The sequence below is a fragment of the Streptomyces globosus genome (genome assembly GCF_003325375.1).
Classification (GTDB): domain Bacteria; phylum Actinomycetota; class Actinomycetes; order Streptomycetales; family Streptomycetaceae; genus Streptomyces; species Streptomyces globosus_A.
Map to the genome: position 1 here is coordinate 2799971 of NZ_CP030862.1, position 26682 is coordinate 2826652.

At 74.5% G+C, this 26682-nt stretch carries 23 protein-coding genes and 2 pseudogenes; 13 read left to right on the forward strand and 12 right to left on the reverse strand.

The window, feature by feature from the left end; genetic code table 11:
- Positions 1 to 208: 208 nt before the first annotated feature.
- Positions 209 to 724 (reverse strand): annotated as a pseudogene (locus C0216_RS34330) (VOC family protein); the annotation flags it as partial.
- Positions 725 to 1004: 280 nt separating this feature from the next.
- Entirely contained in the window at positions 1005 to 2096 is a 1092-nt protein-coding gene (locus tag C0216_RS12555; protein WP_114055355.1) for an FAD-dependent oxidoreductase, read from the reverse strand.
- Positions 2097 to 2202: 106 nt separating this feature from the next.
- On the opposite strand from C0216_RS12555, the gene C0216_RS12560 reads away from it, so the two are divergent.
- Entirely contained in the window at positions 2203 to 2847 is a 645-nt protein-coding gene (locus tag C0216_RS12560; RefSeq protein ID WP_114055356.1) for a TetR family transcriptional regulator, read from the forward strand.
- A 54-nt stretch (positions 2848 to 2901) separates the two neighbouring features.
- On the opposite strand, the gene C0216_RS12565 is transcribed toward C0216_RS12560, so the two are convergent.
- Positions 2902 to 3783 carry a LysR family transcriptional regulator gene (locus tag C0216_RS12565; RefSeq protein ID WP_114055357.1) on the reverse strand — a complete coding sequence of 294 codons (882 nt, stop codon included), beginning with the start codon at positions 3781 to 3783 and terminating at the stop codon, positions 2902 to 2904.
- A gap of 93 nt (positions 3784 to 3876) precedes the next feature.
- On the opposite strand from C0216_RS12565, the gene C0216_RS12570 reads away from it, so the two are divergent.
- The 4 genes from C0216_RS12570 to C0216_RS12585 all read left to right on the forward strand — a co-directional run bounded on the left by C0216_RS12570 (position 3877) and on the right by C0216_RS12585 (position 8108).
- Entirely contained in the window at positions 3877 to 4581 is a 705-nt protein-coding gene (locus C0216_RS12570; protein WP_114055358.1) for a succinate dehydrogenase, read from the forward strand.
- A gap of 32 nt (positions 4582 to 4613) precedes the next feature.
- The gene (locus C0216_RS12575; protein WP_114058629.1) at positions 4614 to 6566 is read left to right on the forward strand and encodes a fumarate reductase/succinate dehydrogenase flavoprotein subunit; all 1953 of its coding nucleotides are present in this window, start codon (positions 4614 to 4616) and stop codon (positions 6564 to 6566) included.
- Positions 6563 to 7318, forward strand: coding sequence for a succinate dehydrogenase/fumarate reductase iron-sulfur subunit (locus C0216_RS12580; protein ID WP_114055359.1), 756 nt, complete (start codon positions 6563 to 6565; stop codon positions 7316 to 7318). The genes C0216_RS12575 and C0216_RS12580 overlap by 4 nt, the downstream gene beginning before the upstream one ends.
- Before the next feature lie 133 nt (positions 7319 to 7451).
- Positions 7452 to 8108, forward strand: a complete 657-nt coding sequence (locus tag C0216_RS12585) for a hypothetical protein (RefSeq protein ID WP_246042512.1) — start codon at positions 7452 to 7454, stop codon at positions 8106 to 8108.
- A 92-nt stretch (positions 8109 to 8200) separates the two neighbouring features.
- Here C0216_RS12585 and C0216_RS12590 read toward each other — a convergent pair whose 3' ends face one another.
- Genes C0216_RS12590 through C0216_RS12600 form a run of 3 tightly spaced genes read right to left on the reverse strand, consistent with a single transcriptional unit; the run spans position 8201 to position 12311 of the window.
- Positions 8201 to 10621: an excinuclease ABC subunit UvrA gene (locus C0216_RS12590; RefSeq protein WP_114055360.1), complete on the reverse strand. Its 2421-nt coding sequence runs from the start codon at positions 10619 to 10621 to the stop codon at positions 8201 to 8203.
- Positions 10622 to 10642: 21 nt separating this feature from the next.
- On the reverse strand, positions 10643 to 11827 hold the full coding sequence (locus C0216_RS12595; protein ID WP_114055361.1) for a cation:proton antiporter: 1185 nt from the start codon (positions 11825 to 11827) through the stop codon (positions 10643 to 10645).
- A 4-nt stretch (positions 11828 to 11831) separates the two neighbouring features.
- Complete coding sequence (locus C0216_RS12600) at positions 11832 to 12311, reverse strand: cation:proton antiporter regulatory subunit (RefSeq protein ID WP_114055362.1); 480 nt, start codon at positions 12309 to 12311, stop codon at positions 11832 to 11834.
- A 132-nt stretch (positions 12312 to 12443) separates the two neighbouring features.
- Here C0216_RS12600 and C0216_RS12605 point away from each other — a divergent pair, with 132 nt between their 5' ends.
- Positions 12444 to 12938 carry an LNS2 domain-containing protein gene (locus C0216_RS12605; RefSeq protein WP_114055363.1) on the forward strand — a complete coding sequence of 165 codons (495 nt, stop codon included), beginning with the start codon at positions 12444 to 12446 and terminating at the stop codon, positions 12936 to 12938.
- 67 nt (positions 12939 to 13005) lie between these two features.
- On the opposite strand, the gene C0216_RS12610 is transcribed toward C0216_RS12605, so the two are convergent.
- Positions 13006 to 13221, reverse strand: coding sequence for a dodecin (locus C0216_RS12610; RefSeq protein ID WP_114055364.1), 216 nt, complete (start codon positions 13219 to 13221; stop codon positions 13006 to 13008).
- Positions 13222 to 13385: 164 nt separating this feature from the next.
- On the opposite strand from C0216_RS12610, the gene C0216_RS12615 reads away from it, so the two are divergent.
- The 3 genes and pseudogenes from C0216_RS12615 to C0216_RS34335 form a co-directional block, all read left to right on the forward strand.
- Positions 13386 to 14648, forward strand: a complete 1263-nt coding sequence (locus C0216_RS12615; protein WP_428985421.1) for an extracellular solute-binding protein — start codon at positions 13386 to 13388, stop codon at positions 14646 to 14648.
- Between the two features lie 133 nt (positions 14649 to 14781).
- A complete protein-coding gene (locus tag C0216_RS12620) occupies positions 14782 to 15609 on the forward strand; it encodes a GNAT family N-acetyltransferase (RefSeq protein WP_114055365.1) in 828 nt (275 codons plus the stop codon).
- Positions 15606 to 16133: pseudogene (locus C0216_RS34335) on the forward strand (lysophospholipid acyltransferase family protein); the annotation flags it as partial. The gene C0216_RS12620 and the pseudogene C0216_RS34335, both read left to right, overlap by 4 nt.
- 239 nt (positions 16134 to 16372) lie before the next feature.
- Here C0216_RS34335 and egtD read toward each other — a convergent pair.
- Genes egtD through C0216_RS12645 form a run of 4 tightly spaced genes read right to left on the reverse strand, consistent with a single transcriptional unit; the run spans position 16373 to position 20854 of the window.
- The gene (gene egtD, locus C0216_RS12630) at positions 16373 to 17383 is read right to left on the reverse strand and encodes an L-histidine N(alpha)-methyltransferase (RefSeq protein WP_114055366.1); all 1011 of its coding nucleotides are present in this window, start codon (positions 17381 to 17383) and stop codon (positions 16373 to 16375) included.
- Complete coding sequence (gene egtC / locus C0216_RS12635) at positions 17380 to 18138, reverse strand: ergothioneine biosynthesis protein EgtC (RefSeq protein ID WP_114055367.1); 759 nt, start codon at positions 18136 to 18138, stop codon at positions 17380 to 17382. Before egtC ends, egtD begins: the two co-directional genes overlap by 4 nt.
- Complete coding sequence (egtB, locus tag C0216_RS12640) at positions 18138 to 19460, reverse strand: ergothioneine biosynthesis protein EgtB (protein ID WP_114055368.1); 1323 nt, start codon at positions 19458 to 19460, stop codon at positions 18138 to 18140. Before egtB ends, egtC begins: the two co-directional genes overlap by 1 nt.
- Positions 19457 to 20854, reverse strand: coding sequence for a glutamate-cysteine ligase family protein (locus tag C0216_RS12645; protein ID WP_114055369.1), 1398 nt, complete (start codon positions 20852 to 20854; stop codon positions 19457 to 19459). Before C0216_RS12645 ends, egtB begins: the two co-directional genes overlap by 4 nt.
- 131 nt (positions 20855 to 20985) lie before the next feature.
- Here C0216_RS12645 and C0216_RS12650 point away from each other — a divergent pair, with 131 nt between their 5' ends.
- From C0216_RS12650 to C0216_RS12665, 4 genes are all read left to right on the forward strand, one after another.
- The gene (locus tag C0216_RS12650; protein ID WP_114055370.1) at positions 20986 to 21819 is read left to right on the forward strand and encodes a TIGR02452 family protein; all 834 of its coding nucleotides are present in this window, start codon (positions 20986 to 20988) and stop codon (positions 21817 to 21819) included.
- 254 nt (positions 21820 to 22073) lie between these two features.
- The gene (locus C0216_RS12655; RefSeq protein WP_246042513.1) at positions 22074 to 23081 is read left to right on the forward strand and encodes a LacI family DNA-binding transcriptional regulator; all 1008 of its coding nucleotides are present in this window, start codon (positions 22074 to 22076) and stop codon (positions 23079 to 23081) included.
- A gap of 160 nt (positions 23082 to 23241) precedes the next feature.
- Positions 23242 to 24441: a thiolase family protein gene (locus tag C0216_RS12660; RefSeq protein ID WP_114055372.1), complete on the forward strand. Its 1200-nt coding sequence runs from the start codon at positions 23242 to 23244 to the stop codon at positions 24439 to 24441.
- Positions 24442 to 24630: 189 nt separating this feature from the next.
- Positions 24631 to 26070: an aldehyde dehydrogenase family protein gene (locus tag C0216_RS12665; RefSeq protein WP_114055373.1), complete on the forward strand. Its 1440-nt coding sequence runs from the start codon at positions 24631 to 24633 to the stop codon at positions 26068 to 26070.
- Positions 26071 to 26348: 278 nt separating this feature from the next.
- Here the strand turns inward: C0216_RS12665 and C0216_RS12670 are convergent, their stop codons facing one another.
- Positions 26349 to 26672 (reverse strand): hypothetical protein, encoded by a 324-nt coding sequence (locus tag C0216_RS12670; RefSeq protein ID WP_114055374.1) that lies wholly within the window; start codon positions 26670 to 26672, stop codon positions 26349 to 26351.
- Positions 26673 to 26682: the final 10 nt, after the last annotated feature.

Below are 26682 nucleotides of genomic sequence, written 5' to 3' on the forward strand. Positions count from 1 at the left end.
GCCCGGCCTGCCCGGCCCGGCCGCGGGCCGGCTTGCCCGCGACAGCGAGGCCCCGCCCCCCGGAAGTCGGCCGGAGCACGCCCCCCCCAGGGTGCAATCTGGCCGTGGTCGAGGCGATCCGCTCGTCATCAGCCCCGTTGCCGCGCGGCCATGTCCGGCCCGCAGTCAGCACCGCGACCCCGCAGAGGCTCAGTCGGTCGGGCGCCGCGGGGGTGCTTGCCACCCCCGACTCCCGGCCGCTCAGGGCGGCATCCAGCGTCTCCTGGGCCGTGCGCATCGCCTCGGCGTACTTCGGCTCGAACATGCGCTCCCAGGCCCGGTCCGGTGCGACCTCCTCCACCCGGCTCACCACCCACCAGATGTTGCCGAACGGATCCCTCACCCGGCCACCGCGATCCCCCCACGCGCTGTCAGCGGCCTCGGTGACCACCTGTGCCCCGTGCGCCACAGCAGCAGCCATCGCGGCGTCCGCATCCGGGACGTAGACCCGGAGCAGCGAGGGCATCACCGGCCAGTCGGGCCGCCGGTCGAAGGCCAGCACCACGGTGTCGCCGACACGGATCTCGCCGTGGCCGATGGTGCCGTCCTCGACCGGCACCCGGGCGAGTTCCTCGCCGTCGAACGCGGCGGTGATGAAGTCGAGCAGTGCGCCGGTGTCGTCGGTGACCACCCACGGTGCAACGCTCGTGTAGCCCTCGGGCGCTGTGTGCCCCATCGGTCTCATCCTCTCGTGCATCCCCTCGTGATGCGACGACCCTATGACGCGAAGAGGACAACTCCTGTCCTGAATAAGTTCTTTGGGACTCCTTCCGCGGGCCGGCTGCCGGCTGCTGCCCCTGCGTGCCGTCGTCTGAAGCGCAGTGCACGCGAAGCGGGCCGCTGGGCCCACGCCGTGCTGTGCCGGGTCCTGCCGGGCTCGTCGCCGCGCAGCCCCCGCCGGTGAGCCCGGTCGGGCAGCCGGACCCCCGGGTCCGGCCCGTCGGCCGGGGTGAGGGGGCGGGGCGTCAGGCCATGCCGGTCTCCGTGCCGCGGCCTGGAGTGCGGACTGCATGGACCACGCGCTCGTAGCGCTGCGTCGTGTCGGCCACGACCGCTGCTGCCGCGGGGAGGCGTTCCGACTCGTAGGCGTCGAGTACCTCAGCCGTGGCCGGTCCCGTCAGGGCTGCGGCGAGGGTTCGGGCGAGGGCGGCGGCGTCCCGGATGCCGGTGGTGATGCCGAGCCCGCCTGCTATCGGGTGCACGTGCGCCGCGTCCCCGGCGAGGAACGCGCGGCCCCGGCGCATCCGCGCCGCCACCCGCGAGTTGGCCCGCCACGACGACATCCAGGTGGGGTCGGCCAGGCGTATCCCGGGGACCTGTGCGTACCGGTCGAAGAGCCGTTGGAAGCCCTCCAGGGAAGGCGGCAGGGTCCGGCCTTCCTCGTCCTTCTCGGGCGCCGCCTGGAGTTGGAAGGACTCCGTCCCCGGCATGGGGCACAGCAGGATGCCGCCGCCCTCCGCGGTGAACCACTGGTGCCAGAACTCCCTGCTGAGGCCGGGAGCCTGCACGTCGCCGAGGACCATCGCCTCCTCCTCGGAGGTACTCCCCTCGAGCGGGACCCCGAGCAGCCGGCGCGTGGTGCTGCGGCCGCCGTCGCAGCCGGCCAGGTAGGCCGCGTGCACGCTCGTGCCGTCGGCCAGTTCGGCGCGGATGCCCGCCGTCCCCTGGTCGACGGCGACGAGGGCCTCGCTGTGCCCGACGCGCACGCCCAGCTCTGCGAGCCGCTCCCGCAGCGCCTCCTCCACCTGCCACTGCCCCACGAGGATCCCGGCGCCGGAGGGGGAGTCGCCGATGTGCTCGCCGTCGAAGTACTTGCGCAGCACGATCCCGGTCCGCCCGACAGCCCTGATGCGGTCGCCCGCGCCGAGTTCGTCGAGGACCTCCAGAGCCTCCGGCTGAAGCCCCTTGCCGCGCGATTCGCGGTGGGGTGCCGGGCGCCGCTCCAGAACCCGCACCGCGATGCCCCGCCGGGCCAGGTCGCAGGCGAGGGCGAGCCCCGTCGGTCCGGAGCCGACCACCAGGACATCGGTCGCAGCCGTCAGGGTGCTTGTCGTCATGGCTCGTCCTTCCTTCGTCGTGGTCTCCAGGAAAGCGGTCGCTGCGCGAAAAAGCAACCCGGTTACAAAAATTACCCGGTTGCTCAATTCGTGCTAGGGTTGCCCCATGGCGAACACGACCGGTCTGCGTGAGAACAAGAAGCTGCGCACCCGCCGCCACCTGGCGGCCACAGCGCTGGAGCTCTTCCTGGAGCGCGGCTTCGACGAGGTGTCGGTGGCCGATGTCGCGGCGGCGGCCGAGGTGTCCAAGCCGACCCTGTTCCGGTACTTCCCGAGCAAGGAGGACCTGGTCCTCGACCGGTTCGCCGACCATCAGGGTGAGGCGGCGCGCATCGTGCGCGACAGACCCGCCGGGCAGACACCCGTTGCGGCGGTGCGCGGTCATTTCCTGGACGCCCTCGCCGCAGGCGACCCGATCACCGGCCTGTGTGACCACCCGGAGGTCGTCGCCTACCAGCGGCTGCTCTACAGCACGGCCAGTCTGGAGGCGCGCCTGGGCCACTACACCTCGCGGGAGGTGGAGCTGCTGGCCGCCGCACTGGAGGCGGAGTCCGTCGCCCCGCTGGCCGCGCGACTGGCCGCGACGCACCTGGTCACCGTCCGGCATGAACTCGGCCGCGAGAACTGGCGGCGGATATCCGCCGGCCAGAGCGCGGCCGAGGCGCAGCCGGCCGCCGTGGACGATGCCGAGGCCGCATTCGCCATGCTCGCCGACGGGCTGGACGCCGCCCTGCCCGTGCGCCGCTCCTGACCCGCCGGCAGCCCGCCGGGGCGTCCGCACGGCAGGCGGTCCGCAGCCGGCGCCTCAGCGCTGCAGCAGGATGCGCTTCAGTTCGCGGGCCGCCCTGGGCGGTGCGACGTCCGTCCGGTGCGCGAGGGCGATCGTGCGGCGCAGCGGGGCGCCCTCCAGCGGCGTGCTGCGCAGGCCCGGCGCAGCGTTCCCGGTGACCATCGCCGGGACGACGGCCACGCCGAGCCCCGCGCGCACGAAGCCGAGTACCGCGTCCATCTCACCGCCCTCCACGGTGAACACCGGCTCGAACCCCTCCGCCCGGCATGCCGCGACCGTGAGGTCCCGCAGGTCGTAGCCGTGGCGGAACATCACCATCGGCTCGTGCCGCAGCGCCGACACCGTCAGCGGCCCACCCCCGCCGGGCGGCGGCAGCCGCTCCGACGACACCACCACCAGGTCCTCGGTCAGCAGCTCCACGGTGTCCAGCGCGGGCGCCGACGGCGGCAGCGGCAGCGCGATCAGTGCAAGGTCCAGGGCGCCGCGCGCCAACTCCCTGACCAGGTCCAGGGAGCCGCTCTCCTCGATCAGCAGCTCGATCCCCGGATGCGCGGCGTGGAAGACGCGCAGCACCTCCGGCAGCAGGCCCGTGCACACGCTCGGGGTCGCGCCCAGCCGAACCCGCCCCCGCCGCAGCTGCGCCAGCTCCTGCACCTCCAGGCGCGCCGTCTCCGCGTCGGCGAGAATCCGCCGCGCCAGCGGAAGCAGCGCCTCACCCGCGTCCGTCAGCGCGATGTTGCCCCGCGCCCGGCTGAACAGCTCCGCACCGAGCTCCCGCTCCAGCGCCTTGATCTGCTGCGACAGCGACGGCTGCGCGACGTGCACCCGCTCCGCGGCCCGGGTGAAGTGCCGTGTCTCGGCCACCGCCACGAAGTAGAGAAGCTGCTGGAACTGCATGACCCCAGGCTACTCCTTCATAGGAGGTACCTATCGAGATCAGCGACATCATGTCTTGGACCTCTCAGGGGTCGGTTCCTTACCGTCGAGGGCATGGCTCTGGCAACGCGGACGGGCCGACGGCCGTCCACCACGCGCACGCTCTGGGACTCCGCCGTCGGCAAGAAGGCCGTGATGGCGGTATCCGGGCTGATCATGCTCGGCTTCCTGGTCGTCCACATGATGGGCAACCTCAAGATCTTCTTCGGCCCTCAGGAGTTCAACGCGTACGGGCACTGGCTGCGCCACATCGGTGAACCGTTCCTGCACAGCCACTGGGCCCTCTGGGCCGTCCGCGTCGTCCTCCTCGCCGCCGTCGCCGCGCACGCCGTGTCGGCGTACCAGCTCAGCCGCCGCGATATCAGGGCCCGCCCCGTCGCCTACGCCCACAAGCGCCGCCGCGCCGGCTACGCAACCCGCACCATGCGCTGGGGCGGCGTCATCCTCGGCCTGTTCATCGTCTGGCACATCCTCGACCTCACCACCCTCACCGTCAACGAGCGCGCCTGGGCCGGCCACCCCTACGAGAACGTCCTCGCCACCTTCTCCACCTGGTACGGCAACACCCTCTACATCACCGCCATGGCAGCCCTCGGCCTGCACATCCGGCACGGCTTCCGGAGCGCCGCCCACACCCTCGGCGCCGGCAGCGCCCGCCGCGACCGCACCCTGAAAGTCCTCGCCAACGCCCTCGCCCTCCTCCTCTTCGCCGGCTTCGTCTCCGTCCCGGTCGGCGTCATGACCGGAGTGGTGAAGTGACCGTGCACCCCACCGACCACGGAACCGCCACCATGAGCGACACCTACGCGCACTACACCACCGGCGAGCCCCTCGCCGACACCAAGGCCCCCGCGGGCCCCATCGCCGACCGGTGGGACCGCCGCCGCTTCGAGGCCCGCCTCGTCAACCCGGCCAACCGCCGCAAGCAGACCGTCATCGTCGTCGGCACCGGGCTCGCCGGCGGCGCCGCCGGCGCCACCCTCGCCGAACAGGGCTACCGCGTCGTCCAGTTCTGCTACTCCGACTCCCCGCGCCGCGCCCACTCCATCGCCGCCCAGGGCGGCATCAACGCCGCGAAGAACTACCGCAACGACGGCGACTCCGTCCACCGCCTCTTCTACGACACCGTCAAGGGCGGCGACTTCCGCGCCCGCGAGTCGAACGTCCACCGGCTCGCCCAGATCTCCGTCGAGATCATCGACCAGTGCGTCGCCCAGGGCGTCCCCTTCGCCCGCGAGTACGGCGGACTCCTCGACACCCGCTCCTTCGGCGGCGTCCAGGTCTCCCGCACCTTCTACGCCCGCGGCCAGACAGGCCAGCAGCTCCTCCTCGGCGCCTACCAGGCCCTCTCCCGGCAGATCGCCGCCGGCGGCGTCGAGATGCACGCCCGCACCGAGATGCTCGACCTCGTCGTCGCCGACGGCCGGGCCCGCGGCATCGTCGCCCGCGACCTCGTCACCGGCGAGATCACCACCCACTTCGCGGATGCCGTCGTCCTCGCGACCGGCGGCTACGGCAACGTCTTCTACCTCTCCACCAATGCCATGAACTCCAACGCGACCGCCGTCTGGCGGGCGCACCGGCGCGGCGCCTACTTCGCGAACCCCTGCTTCACCCAGATCCACCCCACCTGCATCCCGCGCACCGGCGACCACCAGTCCAAGCTCACCCTGATGAGCGAGTCCCTCCGCAACGACGGCCGCATCTGGGTCCCCAAGGCCAAGGGCGACACCCGCCCGCCCGCCCGGATCCCCGAAGCGGAGCGCGACTACTACCTGGAGCGGATCTACCCCTCCTTCGGCAACCTCGTCCCCCGCGACATCGCCTCCCGCGCCGCCAAGAACGTCTGCGACGAGGGCCGCGGCGTCGGCCCCGGCGGCCAGGGCGTCTACCTCGACTTCGCCGACGCCATCCGCCGCCTGGGCCGCGACCGCGTCGCCGAGAGGTACGGCAACCTCTTCGAGATGTACGAGCGGATCACCGCCGAGAACCCGTACGAGGTCCCCATGCGGATCTACCCCGCCGTGCACTACACGATGGGCGGACTGTGGGTCGACTACGACCTCCAGACCACCGTCCCCGGGCTCTTCGCGATCGGCGAGGCCAACTTCTCCGACCACGGCGCCAACCGGCTCGGCGCCTCCGCCCTCATGCAGGGCCTCGCCGACGGCTACTTCGTCCTCCCCGCCACCATCAGCGACTACCTCGCCCGCCACCCCGCCCAGGAGCCCGTCGACGACACCCACCCCGACGCCGCGGCCTCCCTCCGCGAGACCCGCGACCGCCTCGACCGGCTCCTGAACGCCGACGGCGACCGCACCCCCGACTCCTTCCACCGCGAGATCGGCGAGCTCATGTGGGAGCACTGCGGAATGGCCCGCAACGACGCCGGCCTGCGCACGGCGCTGGCCCGCATCCCGCAGATCCGCGACGAGTTCTGGCGGCGCGTCAAGGTCCCCGGCAGCGGCGCCCAGCTCAACCAGTCCCTGGAGAAGGCCAACCGGATCGTCGACTACCTGGAACTCGCCGAGCTGATGTGCCTCGACGCCCTCCACCGCACCGAATCCTGCGGCGGCCACTTCCGCGAGGAGTCCCAGACCCCCGACGGCGAGGCGGCCCGCCGCGACGAGGAGTTCGCGTACGCCGCCGCCTGGCAGTTCCGCGGCACCGGCAGACCACCCGTCCTGCACAGGGAAGACCTCGTCTTCGAGTACGTCCACCCCACCCAGCGGAGCTACGCATGAAGCTCAACCTGCGCGTCTGGCGCCAGCAGACCCCCGACGCCCCCGGCGCCATGGTCACCTACGAGGTCGACGGCATCTCGCGCGACATGTCCTTCCTCGAAATGCTCGACACCCTCAACGAGGACCTCACCCTGCGCGGCGAGGAACCCGTCGCCTTCGACCACGACTGCCGCGAGGGCATCTGCGGCGCCTGCAGCCTCGTCATCAACGGCGATGCCCACGGCCCCGAACGCACCACCGCCTGCCAGCTCCACATGCGCTCCTTCCGCGACGGCGACACCATCGACGTCGAACCCTGGCGCGCGGCCGCGTTCCCCGTCGTCAAGGACCTCGTCGTGGACCGCAGCGCCTTCGACCGGATCATCCAGGCCGGCGGCTACATCACCGCGCCCACCGGCTCCGCGCCCGAGGCGCACGCCACCGCCGTGCCCAAGCCCGACGCCGACCGCGCCTTCGAGCACGCCGAGTGCATCGGCTGCGGCGCCTGCGTCGCCGCCTGCCCCAACGGCTCCGCCATGCTCTTCACCTCCGCCAAGGTCAACCACCTCGGCGCGCTCCCGCAGGGCTCGCCCGAACGGGAGACCCGGGTGCTCGACATGGTCGCCGCGATGGACGCCGAGGGCTTCGGAGGCTGCACGCTGACAGGCGAGTGCGCCACCGCCTGCCCGAAGGGCATCCCGCTGCCGTCGATCGCCGCCATGAACCGCGAATGGCTCCGCGCCCTCCGCAAGGGCGCCGCCGCCCGCGACTGACACCCGGCCGCCCCGCCGCCCCCGCCGTGTGCTCCGCCGGTCGGCCGATCCGATCGGCCGACCGGGCGCTCGTACCGCGTACGAGACGTGCCGCGCCCGCCGGAACACGGCCGCGTCGGCGACAGTGGACCCCATGCCACAAGCCCCCGCCGGAGCCGGACCGGGCCCCCGACGCCGCACGGTGCTGGCCGCCGCCCTCGCCCCGCTCGCCGCGGCCGGATGCTCCGCCGCGGAGCCCGCCCCGGTCCCGGCGCACGGCCCCGCGGGCGCCCCGCGCGACGCCGTGGTCATGCTGATCCGGCATGCCGAGAAGCCCTACCCCGGCGACACCGGCGAGGACGCGGACGGCAACGAGGACCCCGGCTTCCTCGCCGGACGCGGCCTGCGCAGGGCCGAGGAGCTCCCCGGGCTGTTCGCCCCCGCCCGCGGCTCGTCCCTGCTGCCCCGCCCCGCCGCCGTGTTCGCCGCGGGCGGGGCGAGCGCCCCCGCCCGCTGCCGGCTGACCGTCGAACCGCTGGCCGCGGCCCTGCACATCCCCGTGCGCACCCGGTTCGCCGTCGGCGCCGAAGCGGCCCTCGCCCGCGCCGCCCTCGCCGCGCCGCAGCCCGTCCTCGTCTGCTGGGAGCACCACGGCGTCCCCCGCCTCGTCCGCGCCCTCGGCGCCGACCGGCTGCCGGGCGTGCCCGCCGCCTGGCCGGACCGCTACGACGTGGTGTGGGCGTTCACCCGCCGGAGCGGCCGCTGGACGTTCCGCGAGGTGCCGCAGCACCTGCTGCCCGGCGACGCCTGACCCGCCCGCCGCCCGCCGCCCGCCGCCTGCCGTCCCACCGCCCGAGCCCCGCCTGACGCAGGTACGCCCGCGCCCCGCCGACTCCCCCCGGCTCAGTCCAGCCCCAGCGCCCTCGCCAGATGCCCCGCCGTCCGCCCGAGCCCGCCCCGCGCAACCTGCTCCGGCGTGCCCGCGGCGACGATCCGGCCGCCGTCCGCGCCGCCGCCCGGCCCCAGGTCGACCACCCAGTCCGCGCCCGCCACCACGTCCATGTCGTGCTCGACCACCACCACCGTGTGGCCGGCGTCCACCAGCCCGTGCAACTGCTGTACCAGCACCTCCACATCGGCCGGGTGCAGCCCTGTCGTCGGCTCGTCCAGCACGTACAGCGTGTGCTCGCGCCGCAGCCGCTGGAGCTCCGCCGCCAGCTTGATCCGCTGCGCCTCGCCGCCCGAAAGCTCCGTGGCCGGCTGTCCCAGCCGCAGGTAGCCCAGCCCGATCTCCTCCAGCGCCCGCAGACTCCGTGCCGCCGCCGGGACCTCCGCGAAGAACTCCGCGGCCGCCTCCACCGTCAGCCCGAGCACCTCCGCGATGCTCAGTCCCCCGTGGCGGACCTGCAGCGTCTCGGCGCTGTACCGCGCCCCCGCGCACTCCGGGCACGGCGCGTACGTACGGGGCAGGAACAGCAGCTCCACGGAGACGAAGCCCTCGCCCTGGCAGGTCTCGCACCGGCCGCCCGGCACGTTGAACGAGAACCGGCCCGCCTTCCAGCCGCGGGCCCGCGCCTCGCCGGTCGCCGCGAACAGCCGGCGCACCACGTCGAACAGCCCCGTGTACGTCGCCAGGTTGGACCGCGGCGTGCGCCCGATCGGCTTCTGGTCCACCTCCACCAGCCGCCGCACCGGGAACCCCGGGTCCGCGGCGAGCCGCTCGCCCGCCTCCCGCGCCAGCACCTGCCCCACCAGCGTGGACTTCCCCGACCCTGACACACCCGTCACGGCCGTGAACACCCCGAGCGGGAACTCCGCGTCGACGTCCCGCAGGTTGTGCCGCCGCGCCCCGGACACCCGTACCGCCCCGGCCGCCTCCCGCACCGCCCGCCGCGGCCGCCCCGCCGCTGCCACCGCCCCCGGCGCCGCGAACAGGTGCCGCGCCGTCGCCGACTGCGCCACACCGGCCAGCTCCGCGGGCGGGCCGCTGTGCAGGACCCGCCCGCCGTGCTCGCCCGCCCGCGGGCCCACGTCCACGACCCAGTCCGCATGCCGCACCACATCCAGGTGGTGCTCCACCACGAACACCGTGTTCCCGGCCGCCTTCAGCCGGTCCAGCACGCCCAGGAGCGCCTCCGTGTCGGCCGGGTGCAGGCCGGCCGACGGCTCGTCCAGTACGTACACCACCCCGAACAGCCCCGACCTCAGCTGCGTCGCCAGCCGCAGCCGCTGCAACTCGCCCGCCGACAGCGTCGGCGCCGTCCGGTCCAGGCTCAGATAGCCCAGCCCCAGCTCGACGACCGGCGCGATCCGGGCCCGCAGGTCGGCGGCGAGCACCCGCGCAGCCTCCCCGTCCGGCGGCGTCCGCGCCAGCAGCCCGTCCAGGCCCGTCAGCGGCAGCGCCGCCACCTCCGCGATGGTGTGCCCCGCGTACGTCACGGCGAGCGCCTCGGGACGCAGCCGCCGCCCCGCACACACCGGACACGGCGCGTCGGTGAGGAACCTCTCCGCGCGGGCCCGCAGGGTGGCGCTGCGGCTCTCCGCGAACGTCTTCATCACCCACCGGTGCGCGCTCGTGTACGTCCCCCGGTAGGGGCGCTGGATCCGCTCCGGGTCGCGTACGGGGTGCACGGTGACGACCGGCTGCTCCTCGGTGAACAGGATCCACTCGCGGTCCTCCGCGGGCAGCTCCCGCCACGGCGCGTCCACGTCGTGGCCGAGCGCCTCCAGGATGTCCCGCAGGTTCTTGCCCTGCCAGGCTCCGGGCCAGGCGGCGATCGCGCCCTCGCGGATCGACAGGCCCGGATCGGGGACGAGCAGCTCCTCGGTGGTGCGGTGGATGCTGCCCAGTCCGTGGCACGAAGGGCACGCCCCGGCCGCGGTGTTGGGGGAGAAGGCGTCGGAGTCGAGCCGCCCGGCGCCCTCCGGGTAGGTGCCGGCGCGGGAGAACAGCATGCGCAGCGAGTTGGAGAGCAGGGTCACCGTGCCCACGGAGGAGCGCGAGCCGGGCGTGGAGCGCCGCTGCTCCAGCGACACCGCCGGCGGCAGGCCGGTGACCGAGTCCACTGCGGGCGCGCCGACCTGGTGGATGAGGCGCCGCGCGTACGGGGCGACCGACTCGAAGTAGCGGCGCTGCGCCTCGGCGTAGAGCGTGCCGAAGGCGAGGGAGCTCTTCCCTGAGCCGGAGACGCCGGTGAAGACGGTCAGGGCGTCGCGGGGGATGTCCACGTCGACGCCGCGCAGGTTGTGCTCACGGGCTCCGCGGACGCGTACGAACGGGTCGAGGGCGGCGGCCGGCGCCGGGCTCTCGTCGGACTGGTGCATTCGCCCCACTTTACGGGCGCCTCAGGGTCGTTGTTCAGCGGCCGGCGCGCTTGGCGGCTGCGGTTGCGGCGGCGCGGGGGCTCCGCCGGTGAAGCGCGTGACCAAGGGCCCGGCGATGGCCAGGAGGAAGACGTAGGCGGCGACCAGGGGGCCGAGCCTGTCGTCGTGTACACCTGCCAGGGCGATGATGACGATGGAGAACTCGCCGCGGGCGATGAGGGCCGTCCCGGCCCGCAGCCGGCCCTGCGCTCCCGCCCCGTCCCGCGAAGCGGCGTACCAGCCGGCGGCCACCTTCGTGGCTGCCGTGACCGCGGCCAGCGCGAGCGCGGGAGGCAGCACGGACAGCAGGGTGCCGGGCCTGATCGACAGCCCGATGGCCAGGAAGAACACCGCCGCGAACAGGTCACGCAGCGGACCGACCACCGCCCGGGTCCGGTCCGCGGCCTCGCCGGTGAGCGCGAGCCCGACGAGAAAGGCGCCGACCGCGGCGGAGATGTGCACCGTCTCGGCCAGCGCCGCCACGATCAGCGTGATGCCCAGGACGCGCAGGAGCACCTGCTCCGCGTCCGGGTTGACCACCAGCCGCCCCAGGTGGTGGCCCCACCAGTAGGAGGCGGCGAAGGCGGCGCCGACCGCGCCCACGGCGACGAGCGCACCCGCCAGCGCCTGCTGCCAGGTGCCACCGGAGACCACGACGGCCAGCACGGGCAGGTAGGCGGCCATCGCGAAGTCCTCCAGCACCAGGACGGACAGGACGGCCGGGGTCTCCCGGTTGCCCAGGCGCCTCAGGTCGTCCAGCAGCCGGGCGATGATGCCGGACGAGGAGATGTAGGTGACGCCCGCGAGGGCGAGGATGCCTGCGGCGTCCCATCCGAGCAGCCATCCGGCGACGGCTCCGGGCACCGCGTTCAGCACGAGGTCGACGCCGGCGGACGGCATGTGGCGGCGCAGGCTGACGGTGAACTCGGGGACGGTGAACTCCAGGCCCAGGGCCAGCAGCAACAGCACCAGCCCGATGGACGCCCCGGTCCCGACGAACTCGTCGGCGGCCGGGACCGGGGCGATTCCCCCCTCGCCCAGAGCCAGTCCGGCCAGGAGGTAGAGGGGTACGGGGGACAGTGCGAAGCGCCGCGCCAGGGCGCACAGCAGGCTCAACGCCGCCAGAATCAATCCGAGTTCCAGCAGCAGCGCGACCGGGGTGTGCACCGGATCAACCCCGGACGATCTCTTCCACGCCGGCGATGCCGTCATGGGTGCCGATCACCACCAGGACGTCCCCGGCGCGCAGGACCTCGCCGGGACCCGGTGAGGCGATCACCTCCTCGCCCCGGACGATCGCCACGATCGACGAACCGGTACGGGTGCGCGCCCTGGTGTCGCCCAGCGGACGCCCGTCGAACGGGGTGCCGGGCAGCACCTCGACCTGCCCTGCGCTGAGCCCGGGAACCTCTCGGGTGAGGTCGGCGAAGCGTTCGGCGATCCGCGGCGCGCCCAGGATCTCGGCGAGGGTGTCCGCCTCCTCTCCGGTGAGCCGCAGCACGGGCCTGGCCTGGTCGAGGTTGTCGGCCGCGTACACCACCAGTTCGAAACCGCCCGACCGGAGGGCCACCACGCCGATCCGGTCGCCGTCCTGGCTGGTGAACTCGTAACGCAGCCCCACACCGGGGAGAAGCACCTCGTTCACGTCCATGCGCGCATCATCGCGCCGCACGCGGCCTGGCGCGCACGTGACGCGCGGGAGGCCCGCGATGGCCGAGACTACTGCCATGCATACGACAAGCAGAACGCGTGCCGTCGCAGGTCCGGGCAGTGGGCGGGCCGTATGAGTGACCGGGCGAACCGCCGGCCGCTGGCCGTCTTCGACATCGACAACACCCTGGCCGACACCGGCCACCGCCAGCACTTCCTGGAGCGCCGGCCGCGGGACTGGGACGGGTTCTTCGGTGCGGCGCCGGCCGATCCGCCGCTGGCGCGCGGGGTGGCGCTGGCGGTCGAGCGCGCAGCCGACTGCGAGATCGTGTACCTGACGGGCCGCCCGGAGCGGTGCCGCGCCGACACGGAGGCGTGGCTGGAGCGGCACGGGCTGCCGCAGGGGCGGGTGTGGATGCGCGGTGACCGGGACCGGCGGCCGGCGCGGCTGACCAAGCTGGACATCCTGCGCCGCCTGGCGCGGAGCCGGGAGGTGCGGGTGCTCGTGGACGACGACGAACTGGTGTGCCAGGCCGCGCGCGCCGAGGGGTTCCCGGTGGTGTCTGCGAACTGGGCGGCGGAGGCGCCGGAGCTGAAGTCCGCCCAGGAGGGCGAGGGCCGCACCTGAGACGGCGGCGGGGCGGCGGGCGCGCCGGGCCCCCGGGGGAGCCGCCCCCCGGAGCCCGGCGCGTGCGTCATTCCTCCTCGTCGAGCCGGAAGCCCACCTTGAGTCCCACCTGGTAGTGGGCGATCTCGCCGTTCTCCAGGTGTCCGCGCATCTGCGTCACCTCGAACCAGTCGAGGTTGCGCAGCGTCTGGTTCGCTCGGGCGATCCCGTTGCGGATGGCCTGATCGATGCCCTCGGTGGACGTGCCGACGATTTCGGTCACCCGGTACGTGTGGTTGGACATGGAGGTCTCCCGACGGTGGGGGCTTCGTCGCCTTCTACGGTGCCCCAGTACGTCCCGTATCGCGAGCTCTGTCGGATCAATTCCACGGCGAATACCCTTGACCGGCCCATTGGTCTATGCCAATTTCAAGCCATCTCGGATTTCCCCCCAGAAGGTGACCCCTCGTGAAGATGCGCTTCCTCGCCGTGTGCACCGCCGTCGCTGCCGCGGCCGCCCTGACCGGATGCAGCGGCGCGGGCGGCGCGTCCGCGGGACCGGACAAGGTGACGCTCTGGCTCATGAAGGGCAGCGCCTCCGACGAGTTCGTCGACCGCTTCACCGCCTCCTTCGAGCAGGAGCACCCCGGCGTCGACCTGGACGTCCGCATCCAGGAGTGGACCGGGATCGGCGAGAAGGTCGACGGCGTCCTCTCGGGCCGCGGAGGCGAGAGCGCCGACCTCATCGAGGTCGGCAACACCCAGGTCGCCCGCTACATCGAGACCGGAGGCCTCTCCGAACTCACCCTCGACGGCATGCGCAGGTGGGGCAACCAGGACTGGCTCGACGGCCTCGCCGACCCGAGCAGCATCGGCGGGGCCCAGTACGGCGTCCCCTGGTACGCCGCCAACCGCGTCGTGATCTACCACAAGGACCTCTTCGCGGACGCCGGCATCAAGACGCCGCCCCGCAACCGCCAGGAGTGGATCCAGGCCACCCAGAAGCTCGACAAGGGCGACCAGCAGGGCATCTACCTCGCCGGGCAGAACTGGTACGTCCTCTCCGGCTTCGTCTGGGACGAGGGCGGCGACCTCGCCGTCCAGAACAACGGCACCTGGGAGGGCACCCTCCACGACGACAAGGCCCTGGCCGGCATGGAGTTCTACAAGCAGCTCCAGGCCCTCGGCGACGGCCCCAAGGGCGCCGACGAGGAAACGCCCCCGCAGGCCGAGGTCTTCGCCCGCGGCAAGGTCGCCCAGATCATCGGCCCGCCCAGCCAGGCCGCCGCCATCGAGGCCGCCAACCCCGCCCTCAAGGGCAAGCTCGGCTTCTTCCCCATCCCGGGCAAGACCTCCGACAAGCCCGGCGCCGTCTTCACCGGCGGCTCCGTCCTGATCATCCCGGAGAAGGCCCGGCAGCGCGACCGCGCCATCGACGTCATCACCGCCCTGGTCAGCGAGAAGTGGCAGACCGAACTCGCCCGGACCATGAGCTACGTGCCCAACAAGACCACCCTCGCCCACGTCGTCGCCGACAACGAGGGGGCCGCCACCATGGCCGTCGGCGCCGCCCACGGCCGGGCCACCCCCAAGTCCGCACGCTGGGCCGAGGTCGAGGCCGAGAACCCGATCAAGCCGTACATGACGGCCGTCCTCACCGGCCAGGACCCCCGCAAGGCCGCCCGCACCGCCTCCGAGTCCATCACCACCGTCCTGAACAGCGAACGCTGAGCCGCCGAGTTCAGAGTCCGCACACCCGGCGGCCGCGAAGCGGTCACGCCGAATCCAGCCGGCCACGGAAGAAGTAGAGGAGCCGGGTCGCCACGCCTGCGGCCCGCGCTCCGTGCCCGGACCTGGAGCCGCCATGACCATCGCCCCCCTGTCCCCGAGCGCCGCCCCCGCAGCCCCTGCCTCCTCCCGCAGGCCCGCCGCCGTCCGCGGCACCGCCCCGGCCGCCGCCCCCGCCCCCCGGTACGCGGTACGCCTCGCCCGCGACGAGGACGAGGTGCGCGCGGCCCAGCGGCTGCGCCACGACGTCTTCGCCGGAGAGCTCGGCGCCCGACTCGACGGACCCGAGCCCTGCATCGACTCCGACGCCTTCGACGCCTACTGCGACCACCTCGTCGTCGTGGAGGAGGAGACCGGACAGGTCGTCGCCACCTACCGGCTGCTGCCCCCCGAACGCGCCGCCGTCGCCGGACGCCTCTACTCCGAAAGCGAGTTCGACCTCTCGGCCCTCGCCCCCATCCGCCCCGACCTCGTCGAGGCCGGCCGCTCCTGCGTCCACCCCGACCACCGCAACGGCGCCGCCATCGGCCTGATCTGGGCGGGGCTCGCCCGCTACATGGACCGCTGCGGCCACAACTGGATCGCCGGCTGCTGCTCCATACCGCTCTCCGACGGCGGCGTACTCGCCGCCGCCACCCGCGAGAACGTCCTGCCCCGCAACCTCGCCCCCGCCGAGTACCGCGTCACCCCCCGCCACCCCTGGAACCCCTCCGGCACGGCGTTCCCCGACCGCACGCCGCTGCCGCCGCTGCTGCGCGGCTACCTGCGCCTGGGCGCCTGGGTCTGCGGCGAACCCGCCCTCGACGCCGCGTTCGGCTGCGCCGACCTGTACGTCCTGCTCTCCCTGCGGCGCACCAACCCCCGCTACCTCCGGCACTTCCTCTCGCTCGCCCCCTCGGCATGAACGCCTGGCTGCCCGCCTCGCCCTGCACACCGCCGGCCTGCGCACGCCACGGCGGGCCCGCCGCAGGCATCCCGCGCGCCCTGCTGCGGCTCGCCGCCGCCCTCGCCCTGCTCCTCGTCGCGGTCGGCGCCGCACCGCCGGTCCGGCTGCTGCCCCGCAGGCCCCGCCACGCCCTGGCCCGCGCCTGGTCGACCGCCTTCCTGCGGGCCTTCGGCCTGCGTGTACGCGTCCACGGCACACCCGGCCCCGACGGCGCGTGCCTCATCACCCCCAACCACGTCTCCTGGCTCGACATCCCCCTCGTGGCCGCGGCCCTGCCCGGCCGCACACTCGCCAAGAGCGACATCCGCGGCTGGCCCGTACTCGGCCGGATCGCCGCCGGCGCCGGAACCCTCTTCATCGAACGCGACCGGATCCGCGCCCTCCCCGACACCGTTGCCGCACTCGCCCGCGCCCTCCGCGCCGGCGACCGCGTCACCGTCTTCCCCGAGGGAAGCACCTGGTGCGGGCGCGCCGGAGGCACCTTCCGCAGGGCCGCCTTCCAGGCCGCCCTCGACGCCGGCGTCCCCGTACAGCCCGTCCGCCTCGCCTACCTGCTCCCCGACGGCAGCACCGCCGGGGCCTGCGCCTTCGTCGGCGACGACCCGCTCACCGCCTCACTGTGGCGGACGGCCCGCGCACACGGCATCACGGCCGAGATCCGGCTGCTGCCGGAGATCCCGCCGGACCGGCACACCGACCGGCGGGACCTCGCCGCCGCAGCTCAGGACGCCGTACGGCCCCCCGCCGCGGCGGCGCCCGCGGCTCCCACCGCCACCGACAGCGACAGCGCGAACCGGCCCCCGGCGTCCGTCCACCAGCGGGCCGGCTCCAGCCCGGCGGCCGTCAGCTCCCGCCGCACACCCTCCCGGCGGAACTTCGCCGACACCTCCGTCAGGATCTCCTCACCCGCCGCGAACGGCACCAGCATGTCCAGCGACCGGACCTTCACCACCAGATCCGACCGGGCCCGCAGCCGCATCTCGACCCACTCCTCCTCCCGGTTCCACACCGCGACGTGCTCGAACTCGCCGAGCGGGAAGTCCGCGTCCAACTCCCGGTTGACCACCGCCAGCACGTTCCGGTTGAACTCGGCCGTCACCCCCTGAGCGTCGTCGTACGCCGCCACCAGCACGTCCTCGTCCTTCACGAGGTCCGTCCCCATCAGCAGCGCGTCCCCCGGCTCCAGCACCGCCCGCACCGACGCCAGGAACCGCGCCCGCTCCGCCGGCAACAGGTTGCCGATCGTCCCCCCGAGGAAGGCCACCAGCCGCGGACCAGGCGACTCCGGCAGCCGCAGCGGCTTCGTGAAATCCGCCACCAGCGCGTGCACCCGCAGTCCCGGATGCTCGTCCAACAGCGTCCGGGCCGCACCCTCCAGGGCGCTCCCGCTCACGTCCACCGGCACGTACGCCTCCAGGGCGGGCATCGCCCCGATCAGGTGCCGGGTCTTCTCCGAGGACCCCGAACCCAGCTCCACCAGGGTCCGGGCCCCGCTCGCGTCCGCGATCTCCGCCGCCCGCTCGCGCAGGATCTCCGCCTCGGCGCGCGTCGGGTAGTACTCGGGCAGGCGGGTGATCTCCTCGAACAGCGCGCTGCCGCGAGCATCGTAGAACCACTTGGGCGGCAGCGCCTTCGGCGACTGCGCGAGCCCGTGCAGCACGTCCGCGCGGAGCGCCGCCTCCGCGGCGTTCTCGTCGAGGGTCCGGGTCAACTGGAAGTCACTACTGCTCACTGGACGGTCTCCTTGAGCGGGGTCAGCACGACCCCCGTACGGTGGGCGGTCAACAGGGTCCGGTCGGGCACCTCGCACCAGCGGGTGTCGTCGTCGTACGGCTCCGACGCCACCACCACGCGGCCCGCGGGCGGATCGGCCAGATACCACAGCGAATCCCCCCAGGCGGTCGCGGCGATCGACGTGCCGTCGGTCAGCAGCAGGTTCAGGCGGGAGCCCGGCGCGGCCCCCGCCACCTCCCGCACCGGCTCCGCGAGTGCCGTCCCCAGGTCGTCTCCGCGCTGCAGCCGGTGCAGCACGAGCGCCCACACCAGCGCGGAGTCGGTCGCCGCGGGCAGCGACAGCAGCCGGGACGGCGGCAGTTCGGCGGCGAGCCCAGCCACCGACAGCGGCCAGCCCCGCACCGCCCCGTTGTGGCTGAACAGCCACGGGCCCGCCGTGAACGGCGCGGCCGCCGCCTCCCCCTCCGCCCCCGCCAGGGTCGCGTCCCGTACGGCGGCCAGCGCGGCCTCCGCCCGGACGACCCTGGCCAGGTCGGCGAAGGTCAGGTCGCCCCAGATCGGGCCCGCCCGCCGGTACCGGGCCGGCGCCGGGTCCCCCTCCGCGTACCAGCCCACCCCGAACCCGTCGGCGTTGACCGTCCCGTGCCGCTGCCTTCGCGGCCGCCACGACTGCACCACGAGCGAATGCTCCGGGTCGCTGAACACCCGGCCCAGGGCCGTCCGCGGCCCCAGATACGCGATATGGCGGCACATCAGGCATCCCTCGCCGTCCGGAACCCGGAGAAGATCTGCCGGCGCACCGGCAGGTCCCAGTTGCGGAACGTGCCCCGGCAGGCCACCGGGTCCACCGCGAAGGAACCGCCCCGCAGCACCTTGTGCTCCGGGCCGAAGAACACCTCCGAGTACTCCCGGTACGGGAACGCCCGGAACCCCGGGTACGGCAGGAAGTCCGACGACGTCCACTCCCACACGTCGCCGATCAGCTGCCGCACCCCCAGCGGCGACGCCCCCGCCGGGTAGCTGCCCGCCGGAGCCGGCCGCAGGTGCCGCTGGCCCAGGTTGGCGTGCACCTCCGTCGGGTCCTCGTCACCCCACGGGTAGCGCCTGGAGCGGCCCGTCGCCGGATCGTGGCGGGCGGCCTTCTCCCACTCCGCCTCCGTCGGCAGCCGCCGCCCCGCCCAGCGGGCGTACGCGTCCGCCTCGTACCAGCTGACGTGCAGCACGGGCTCCGCGTCCGGCACCGGCTCCGTCACACCGAACCGGCGCCGCAGCCACTGGCCCGCCTCCCGGCGCCAGAACAGCGGCGCGCCGATGGCGTGCCGCCGGATCTGCTCCCAGCCCTCCGGGGCCCACCAGCGCTCGTCCCGGTAGCCGCCGTCCTCGATGAACGCCCGGTACGCCGCGTTCGTCACCGGCACCGTGTCGATCCAGAACGCCGCGGTCTCCCGGACGTGCGCCGGCCGCTCGTTGTCCAGCGACCACGGCTCCGCCGACGTGCCCATCGTGAACGGCCCGCCCGGAACCAGCACCTCCGCCGCCGCGGGCGGCGGGCCCGCCGGCGGATCCGGGTCCGGCGCCGCCAGCACCGCCTCCCCGCGCCGCAGCTGGTGCGTGATCAGCATCGTCTCGTCGTGCTGCTGCTCGTGCTGCGCGATCATCCCGAACACGTAGCCGCCGTCGAGGAGCGCCGACCCCTCCAACGGGGCGCCCTCCAACAGGTCGAAGACCCGCCCGCGGACCTCCGCCGCGTACCGGCGGGCCTCCGCAGGCCCCAGCAGCGGCAGCTTCGGCCGCTCCGCCCGCGGATGCTCGAACGCGTCGTACAGCGGGTCGATCTCCGGATGCATCGCCTCACGGCCGCCCACGTTGCGCAGCAGCCACAGCTCCTCCATGTTCCCGATGTGCGCCAGGTCCCACACCAGGGGCGACATCAGCGGCGAGTGCTGGGCAGTCAGGTCCCGGTCCGACACCGCGTCCGTCAGCAGGGCCGTCCGCGCCCGCGCCGCCGCCAGGGCCCGCACCGCCCGCGCCCGCACCTCCTCCGACGAGCCGGGAGCGTACGACTCCGCCGTCACCGCGCCACCCCCGTCCCGGCGGCCGCGCCCGCCTCCGGGCCCGGCGGCCGGTCGTCCGCGGGACAGCGCCCGCGCCGCACGTACCGGTCGGCGAAACCGCCCACCGCGTCCACCACGTACGTGGCCGCCCCGAGCCGCGGCAGTGCCTCCACCGCTGCCCGGAAGCACACCGCCGCCGCGGCCCGCAGCTCCGGATCGGCCGGCCCGAACCGGGCCGCGGACCGCCACAGCCGGTTGCGCGGCGCGGCCTCCGGCCCGTACCCGTCGGCCAGCCCCTTCGCCACCCGGTACGCCGTCTCCGAGGCCTCCGGATCGTCGAACAGGGCGTGCACCACCGCGACCGGCACCAGCCAGCCGTCGTCGCCGGGCTGCGCGTCGATCATCCGCAGCTCCAGGTGCCCGCGCGGGCGCACCGGCGGGAACAGCGTGGTCAGGTGGTACTCCAGGTCCTCCGCGGTGGGCGGCCGCAGCGTCGCGGCGGGCCCTGCGGGGCCACCGCCGTCGCCGGCGCCCCCGCTGCCCCGGCCGTCCGGGGCGGCCGCGGCGCGCAGCCAGTCGCGGAACGTCACCCCGCGGGGCACCGCCCACGCACTGCGCCCGCCGCCGTGCGACCGTACGCACATCACCTCGGTGTCCAGAGCGTGGCCGGCCCACGCCGCCCGCGGCTCGGCGTCCAGGGGCGGGGCGAGCGTGCGGCGGGCGTCCAGATCGCCCCAGATGCCCTGCCGGGCACACCGCCAGCCCGCGTAGCGGCCCGAGGACCCGGGCGAGTTGGCGAACGCGGACACGAACACCGCGCCCAGCAGATGCGCCATCCGCCAGCGCCGGCCGTGCCCGAAGGGGCCCGGCTCCTCGAACCCGGCGTCCACGCAGACCTGTACGGAAGCGGACGCCCGCATCATGGCGCGCCCTCCGGGGCCGGAGCGGTCGAGGTAGCTCTCCATGGCGTCGTAGCGCGGGCTTGCCACCAGGCGCGGCACGGCGCCCCGCGGGTCGCAGCCCGAGCCCTGCAGGCCCAGCCCCATGGAGCCCAGCGCCGAGCGGACGGCGGCGAGGTCGGCCCGCAGGCCGTCGAGGCACTCGGTGAGCGACGAGGCCGGCGCGGAGCTGAGCTCCATCTGGCCGCCGGGCTCGATGCTGAAGCCGGACCGCAGGGGGAGGGTGCGAGCCGCGTCGTGCGCGGCGTTCAGCCGTTCGGGGGGAACGAGCTCGCCGGGGCGCTCGGCTTCCACGACGAGCCATTCGAGTTCGGCGCCGAGGACGCGGGGCGGGCCGGTCTTGAAGCAGATGCCGCGGACGAGGTCCTCGGCTCCTTCTTCCGTGATGGGGGAGGGAGCAGGGTCGGGGCCGCCCGGTGGCCGGGCGGCAGAAGGGTCGGTCGAGTCCTGGTGCATGGCCGATCTCCTGTCCTGGACCGTTGACTTGACCATGCCTACCCGTCCTTCACGGGATCGAAGGGCAGATTCGCGCCGCGTTGCCGTCAATTCGTTGGCCGGGGGGCTGCGCCGCCCTCGATGATGGCGGCGTGAGCAGCAGACTGCGCGAGATCGCGCGTGAGAACGCGACCATCCTTGCGGCCGGCGGGTACCGGACGCGGTCGGGGCGGCTTGTCTCCCTGGCCGCCGCCCTGGAGGAGTCCAAGGCGGGAACCAGACTATATGGACCAAACCGCATCATTCCAGACGAGCGGATTTCGGCCATGGCCCATGACACCGCCATCGAGGTGACGGCCGAAAGCAGCACGGCGGCGGCCCGCAGGCTCGCGGCGGTGGAGGACGGGCCGCGCGCCGCGGCGGTGCTGAACTTCGCCTCGGCCCGCAACCCCGGCGGCGGCTACCTCCGCGGCGCGAAGGCGCAGGAGGAGGCCCTCTGCCGTGCCTCCGCCCTCTACGAGACGCTGCTCATGGCCCCCGAGTACTACGAGGTGCACCGCGCGGGGCGCAGCACCTTCTACACCGACCGGGTGATCCACTCGCCCGGCGTGCCCGTCTTCCGCGACGACCGCGGCGAACTGCTCGACACCCCCTTCCGCGTCGGCTTCCTCACCTCGCCCGCCCCCAACGCGGGCACCATCCGCCGCCAGGAGCCCGAGCGCGCCGCGGAGATCCCGGCCGCCCTGGCCCGCCGCGCGGAACGCGTCCTGGAGGCGGCCGCCCTGCACGGCTACCCCCGGCTGGTGCTGGGGGCCTGGGGGTGCGGGGTGTTCCGCAACGACCCGGCGGAGGTCGCGGAAGCCTTCCGCGCACTGCTCGCGGGCCGGTTCGCGGGGGTGTTCGAGCGGGTGGTGTTCGGCATCCTGGATCGGAACCCGGAGCCGCGGCAGGCGTTCGAGCGGGCGTTCGGCGGTAACGGCCGGTAGTCGGGCGGCCCTGCCCGAGGGCCGGGCGCCTTCTCCGGAGTGCCGGTGTCGCGCCTGCCCCGACTGCCGGTTCAATCCGGCCAAGCGGCACCCGACGGCACCTGCGGGTCTGCAAGGATGCGACGGCAATGTCACAGTCATCGAAGCCGCGCACGGCATCCACGGCACCCACGCCATCCACGGGACCCACGGCACCCGCGGCGCCGGCGCCGCGCGCGTTACCCGCGCCGAGGACGCCCGCGCCTCCCGCCCCCGTGCCACCCACCCCGGCCATACCCACCAGTGCCGACGTGGCCCGGCTCGCCGGGGTGTCGCGGGCCACCGTGTCGTACGTGCTGAACAACGCCGCCTCCGTGCGGATCAGCGAGCCGACCCGGCTCAAGGTGCGGCAGGCGGCCGAGGAGCTCGGCTACGTTCCGCACGCAGCCGCGCGCAGCCTGCGGGCCGGGCACACCCGGATCGTGCTGCTCGCCGGGTGGCACGTTCACGTCGGGCCGCCGTACGGCTCGTTCCTCGGCGAGCTCCAGACCGCCCTGCACCGCATGGACTACACCGTCGTCCAGTACGGGAGCCCCGGGCTCAGCGGCGACGAGGCGGCCCGGGCCTGGGCCGAGCTGCGGCCCGTCGCGGTGATCTCCGTCGGCGGGGTCGTCCTTTCGGAGCACAACGTGGAGACGCTGAAGCGGGCGGGGGCCCGGGCGGTCGTCACCGTCGGGCCTGCCCCGGTGCCGGGGGCGCACGCCCTCGTCCTCGACCAGGCCCAGCTCGGTGCGCGGGCCGCGGCGCACCTGCTGGAGCGGGGGCGGCGCCGTATCGGGGTGGTCGTCCCGGCGGAGGGCGGGCTGGAGCCGTTCTCCGGGCCGCGCCTGGAAGGCGTCCGCCGCGCCGTGCGCGCCGCCGGCGGAGCCGGGGTCGCGGCCCTGCCCATGGCCTGTACGGAGGAGTCGGCGGCGGCGCTCGCCGCCGGCTGGCGGTCCGGCGGGCTCGACGCGGTGTTCGCGTACAACGACGAGTACGCGCTGCTGCTGATGGCCGCACTCCACGACGCGGGGCTGCGCGTCCCCGCGGACGTCGCCGTGATCGGCGCGGACGACCTGCTCCTCGGCCGGCTCCTGCGGCCCCGGCTGAGCACGGTGCGGTTCGGGATGCCGACCGGGGAGCGGCTCGCCGAACTGGTGGACCGGGCCGTGCGCGAGCCGGCCCGGACGGCGGAGCGGTACGGTCCTGCGGCGGCCGAGGCCGTCCGCCGGGAGTCCACGTGACCGGCGGCCCGGTCCGGTGCGCTCCGGGAGGCCGTTGACAGGCGGTGACCGGCGGACGGAGACTGCGGGCGCGCCCCACCGGGCGCGCCCGGCGTCGTACGGGTGCCGACGGCGGCACCCTGGCGGCGCCGCCCGTACGGATCCGCCCAGGAGAGACGCCATGAGCATCCGCACCGTCCGCGACGTGTACGTCGTCGACGCCGTCCGCACCCCCGTCGGCAAGTTCGGCGGCGCCTTCGCGGGGGTCCGGCCGGACGACCTCGCCGCGCACGTCGTGCGCGCGCTGGTGGACCGGACGCCCGGCCTCGACCCGGCCCGGATCGACGATGTCGTCTTCGGCGACGCGAACGGCGCCGGCGAGGACAACCGCGACGTGGCCCGCATGGCGGTCCTCCTCGCGGGCCTGCCCGTGACGGTGCCCGGTGTGACGGTGAACAGGCTGTGCGGCTCCGGACTCGAAGCGGTCGTCCAGGCGGCGCGCTCCATCGCGCTCGGTGACTCCTCCGTCGCCATCGCGGGCGGCGTCGAGTCGATGACGCGGGCCCCCTGGGTGGTGCAGAAGCCGGAGCGGGCCTACCCGGCCACGCACCAGCAGATGTGGTCGACGGCGCTCGGCTGGCGGATGACGAACCCGCGGATGCCGCAGGAGTGGACGGTGTCCCTCGGCGAGGGAGCGGAGCTCGTCGCGGAGAAGCACGGCATCACGCGCGAGGAGCAGGACGCGTTCGCGCTGGAGAGCCACCGCAAGGCGGCAGCCGCCTGGCAGGCCGGGCTGTACGCCGACGAGGTCGTGCCGTTCCCCGGCGTGGAGCTGGACCGCGACGAGTCCGTCCGCGAGGGCTCCACCATGGAGGCACTGGCCAGGCTGAAGCCGGTCTTCCGCACGGACGGGACCGGGACGGTCACCGCCGGGAACGCCTCTCCGCTGAACGACGGCGCGGCCGCACTGCTGCTGACCGACGAGGCGGGGCTGCGCGCCACCGGGCGCGAGCCGCTGGCCCGGATCAGCGCGTCCGCGGTCACCGGCATCGAGCCGCAGCTGTTCGGGCTCGGCCCGGTGGAGGCGGTGCAGCGGGCCCTGGAGAAGGCCGGTACGGGCTTCGCCGACCTGGCCGTCATGGAGCTGAACGAGGCCTTCGCGGCCCAGGCGCTCGGCTGCCTGGCGTCCTGGCCCGAGCTGGACCCGGCGGTCGTCAACCCGCGCGGCGGGGCCATCGCGATCGGGCACCCGCTCGGCGCCTCCGGGGCCCGGCTGGCGGGCGCGGTCGCCCACCGGCTCGCGGCCGCCGGGTCGGGCAAGGGCGTGGCGTCGCTGTGCATCGGAGTCGGGCAGGGCATCGCGCTCGTCCTGGAGCGCTGAACCCGAGCGGCGGGGCGGCGGGGCAACCGGGGCGACCGGGGCGACCCGGGGTGACCGGGGCGATCGTTTCCGGTCAGGGAGGGACGTCAACTGCCCGAGAACCCGACAGAACTGGGCCTTCCCGTCTGGCACGATGGCGCGTGCCGCCGCCCCCCCCGCTCCGCCGAACCCCCTTCGGAGGCCCGCGCCATGCCGCTCCTCGACCCGACCCTCCGGCAGGACGGACCGACCCTCACCGGCGGTACCGCGCCGGTCGTCGAGCCCGCCACCGGCCACACCCTGGCCTCCTTCCGGCTGGCCGCCCCCGCCGACGTGGCCGGGGCCGCCGTACGCGCCCGGGCCGCCCAGCAGGAGTGGGCGACGGCCACGCACGTCGAGCGCGCCGCCGTCCTGCGCCGGGCCGGGGAGCTGTTCGCCGCCCACGCCGACGAACTGCGCGAGTGGCTGGTGCGGGAGTCCGGCTCCATACCCGGCAAGGCCGACTTCGAGCTGCACGTCGCCTCCCAGGAGTGCCACGAGGCCGCCGCGCTGGCGTCGCGTCCCGCCGGGCAGGTCCTGCCGAGCGAGGCGCCCCGGCTGTCCTTCACCCGCCGGGTCCCGGCCGGCGTGGTGGGTGTGGTCGCCCCGTTCAACGCGCCGCTGATCCTGTCGATCCGCTCGGTGGCCCCGGCGCTCGCCCTGGGCAACGCCGTCCTGCTCAAGCCGGACCGCCGGACCGCCGTCTGCGGCGGGCTCGCCCTGGCCGCCGTGTTCGCGGCGGCGGGACTGCCCGCCGGCCTGCTCCAGGTGCTGCCCGGCGGAGCCGACACCGGGGCGGCCGTCGTCGCCGACCCGCTGGTGCGGGTGGTGTCGTTCACGGGATCGACCGCCTCCGGCCGGGCCGTCGGCGAACTGGGCGGCCGCCACCTGAAGCGGATGCACCTGGAGCTGGGCGGCAACTCGGCGCTCGTCGTGCTGCGCGACGCCGCCGTCGAAGCCGCCGTCGCGCAGGCCTCCTGGGGCTCGTTCTTCCATCAGGGCCAGATCTGCATGACCGCCGGCCGGCACCTCGTCCACGCCTCCCTGTACGACGAGTACGTGGAGCGGCTCGCCGCGAAGGCCGAGGCGCTCGCGGTGGGCGACCCGTACCGGGAGCAGGTCCACCTCGGGCCGCTCATCGACCGGACCCAGCTCGACCGCGTCCACGCGCTGGTCGAGGCCAGCACCGGGCAGGGCGCCAAGCTCGTCGCCGGAGGCACGCACCGGGAACTGTTCTACCGGCCCACCGTGCTGGCCGGGGTCGACGACGACACCCCCGCGTATGCGGAGGAGGTGTTCGGGCCGGTGGCACCGGTGAGGTCGTTCACCACCGAGGACGAGGCCGTGGCGCTGGCCTCGCAGGGCCCGTACGGGCTGTCCCTCGGCATCGTCACCCGGGACGCGGCGCGCGGGCTGGAGCTCGCGGGGCGGATCCCGACCGGCATCGCGCACGTCAACGACCAGACCGTCAACGACGAGGCGGTGGCCCCGTTCGGCGGGGTCGGCGCCTCCGGCACCGGCGTCCGCTTCGGCGGCGAGGCCAACCTGGACGCCTTCACCGAGCTGCGCTGGACCACCCTGCGGTCCGCGCCCGCCGGACACCCGTTCTAGGGAGGGCCTCGCGCCGGCCGTGCGGAATCCCCCGGGCGCCGGGGCGGTCCGTCGTGCGCGGGCCGGCCCCGGCGGGTACGACCGCGCGTACGGGGGCGACGCGCGGCCGGTGCCAGACAGCCGGACGTAGCGCGGGCGCCGTCGGCTGCGCCTGATTCGGCGGCCGATCGCCGAGGAGCGGACCGCTGTTCATGTCCCCGTCCCAGCGCGTCCGGGACGGACGGACACGATTTCCGACCACAGCCCGAAGCCCGCCTGCCGGCACAGGGCGAGGGCCGTCACCGGCCGGGAGGCCGCTGCTGCCGCGACAGTGCGAGGACGGCCAGGGCGATGGCGGTGCCCTCGCGGCCCAGGGCCTGCCCGTACCGGCGCAGCATCGCGTTCTCCCGGGCGAGCGGTGACACGGGAAGGCCCGACGCACGCCGATCCAGCTGGCGCCCACGGGCCTCCCGCACCCGCAGCAGCACCAAGGCGATGAGCTGTTCGTCGAGCCGGTCGAGCTCGTCCGGCTCGGACGGCCCGCCGGGCTCGTACACCTCCGCGAGCTCGCGGAGTCCGGCGAGTCGGGCGGGCGCGGAGCCGTTCCCCACGGTTTCGGACATGCCGCCGATC

Coding starts and splice junctions, on each gene's coding strand:
- C0216_RS12600 (WP_114055362.1), bottom strand. CDS start 12,311: ATGGACGTGAACGAGGTGCTTCTCCCCGGTGTGGGGCTGCGTTACGAG.
- egtC (WP_114055367.1), bottom strand. CDS start 18,138: ATGTGCCGCCATATCGCGTATCTGGGGCCGCGGACGGCCCTGGGCCGG.
- C0216_RS12660 (WP_114055372.1), top strand. CDS start 23,242: ATGAGCATCCGCACCGTCCGCGACGTGTACGTCGTCGACGCCGTCCGC.
- C0216_RS12665 (WP_114055373.1), top strand. CDS start 24,631: ATGCCGCTCCTCGACCCGACCCTCCGGCAGGACGGACCGACCCTCACC.
- C0216_RS12670 (WP_114055374.1), bottom strand. CDS start 26,672: ATGTCCGAAACCGTGGGGAACGGCTCCGCGCCCGCCCGACTCGCCGGA.
- C0216_RS12620 (WP_114055365.1), top strand. CDS start 14,782: ATGACCATCGCCCCCCTGTCCCCGAGCGCCGCCCCCGCAGCCCCTGCC.
- C0216_RS12605 (WP_114055363.1), top strand. CDS start 12,444: ATGAGTGACCGGGCGAACCGCCGGCCGCTGGCCGTCTTCGACATCGAC.
- C0216_RS12570 (WP_114055358.1), top strand. CDS start 3,877: ATGGCTCTGGCAACGCGGACGGGCCGACGGCCGTCCACCACGCGCACG.
- C0216_RS12610 (WP_114055364.1), bottom strand. CDS start 13,221: ATGTCCAACCACACGTACCGGGTGACCGAAATCGTCGGCACGTCCACC.
- C0216_RS12645 (WP_114055369.1), bottom strand. CDS start 20,854: ATGCACCAGGACTCGACCGACCCTTCTGCCGCCCGGCCACCGGGCGGC.
- C0216_RS12565 (WP_114055357.1), bottom strand. CDS start 3,783: ATGCAGTTCCAGCAGCTTCTCTACTTCGTGGCGGTGGCCGAGACACGG.
- C0216_RS12580 (WP_114055359.1), top strand. CDS start 6,563: ATGAAGCTCAACCTGCGCGTCTGGCGCCAGCAGACCCCCGACGCCCCC.
- C0216_RS12575 (WP_114058629.1), top strand. CDS start 4,614: ATGAGCGACACCTACGCGCACTACACCACCGGCGAGCCCCTCGCCGAC.
- C0216_RS12590 (WP_114055360.1), bottom strand. CDS start 10,621: ATGCACCAGTCCGACGAGAGCCCGGCGCCGGCCGCCGCCCTCGACCCG.
- C0216_RS12585 (WP_246042512.1), top strand. CDS start 7,452: ATGCCACAAGCCCCCGCCGGAGCCGGACCGGGCCCCCGACGCCGCACG.
- C0216_RS12560 (WP_114055356.1), top strand. CDS start 2,203: ATGGCGAACACGACCGGTCTGCGTGAGAACAAGAAGCTGCGCACCCGC.
- C0216_RS12555 (WP_114055355.1), bottom strand. CDS start 2,096: ATGACGACAAGCACCCTGACGGCTGCGACCGATGTCCTGGTGGTCGGC.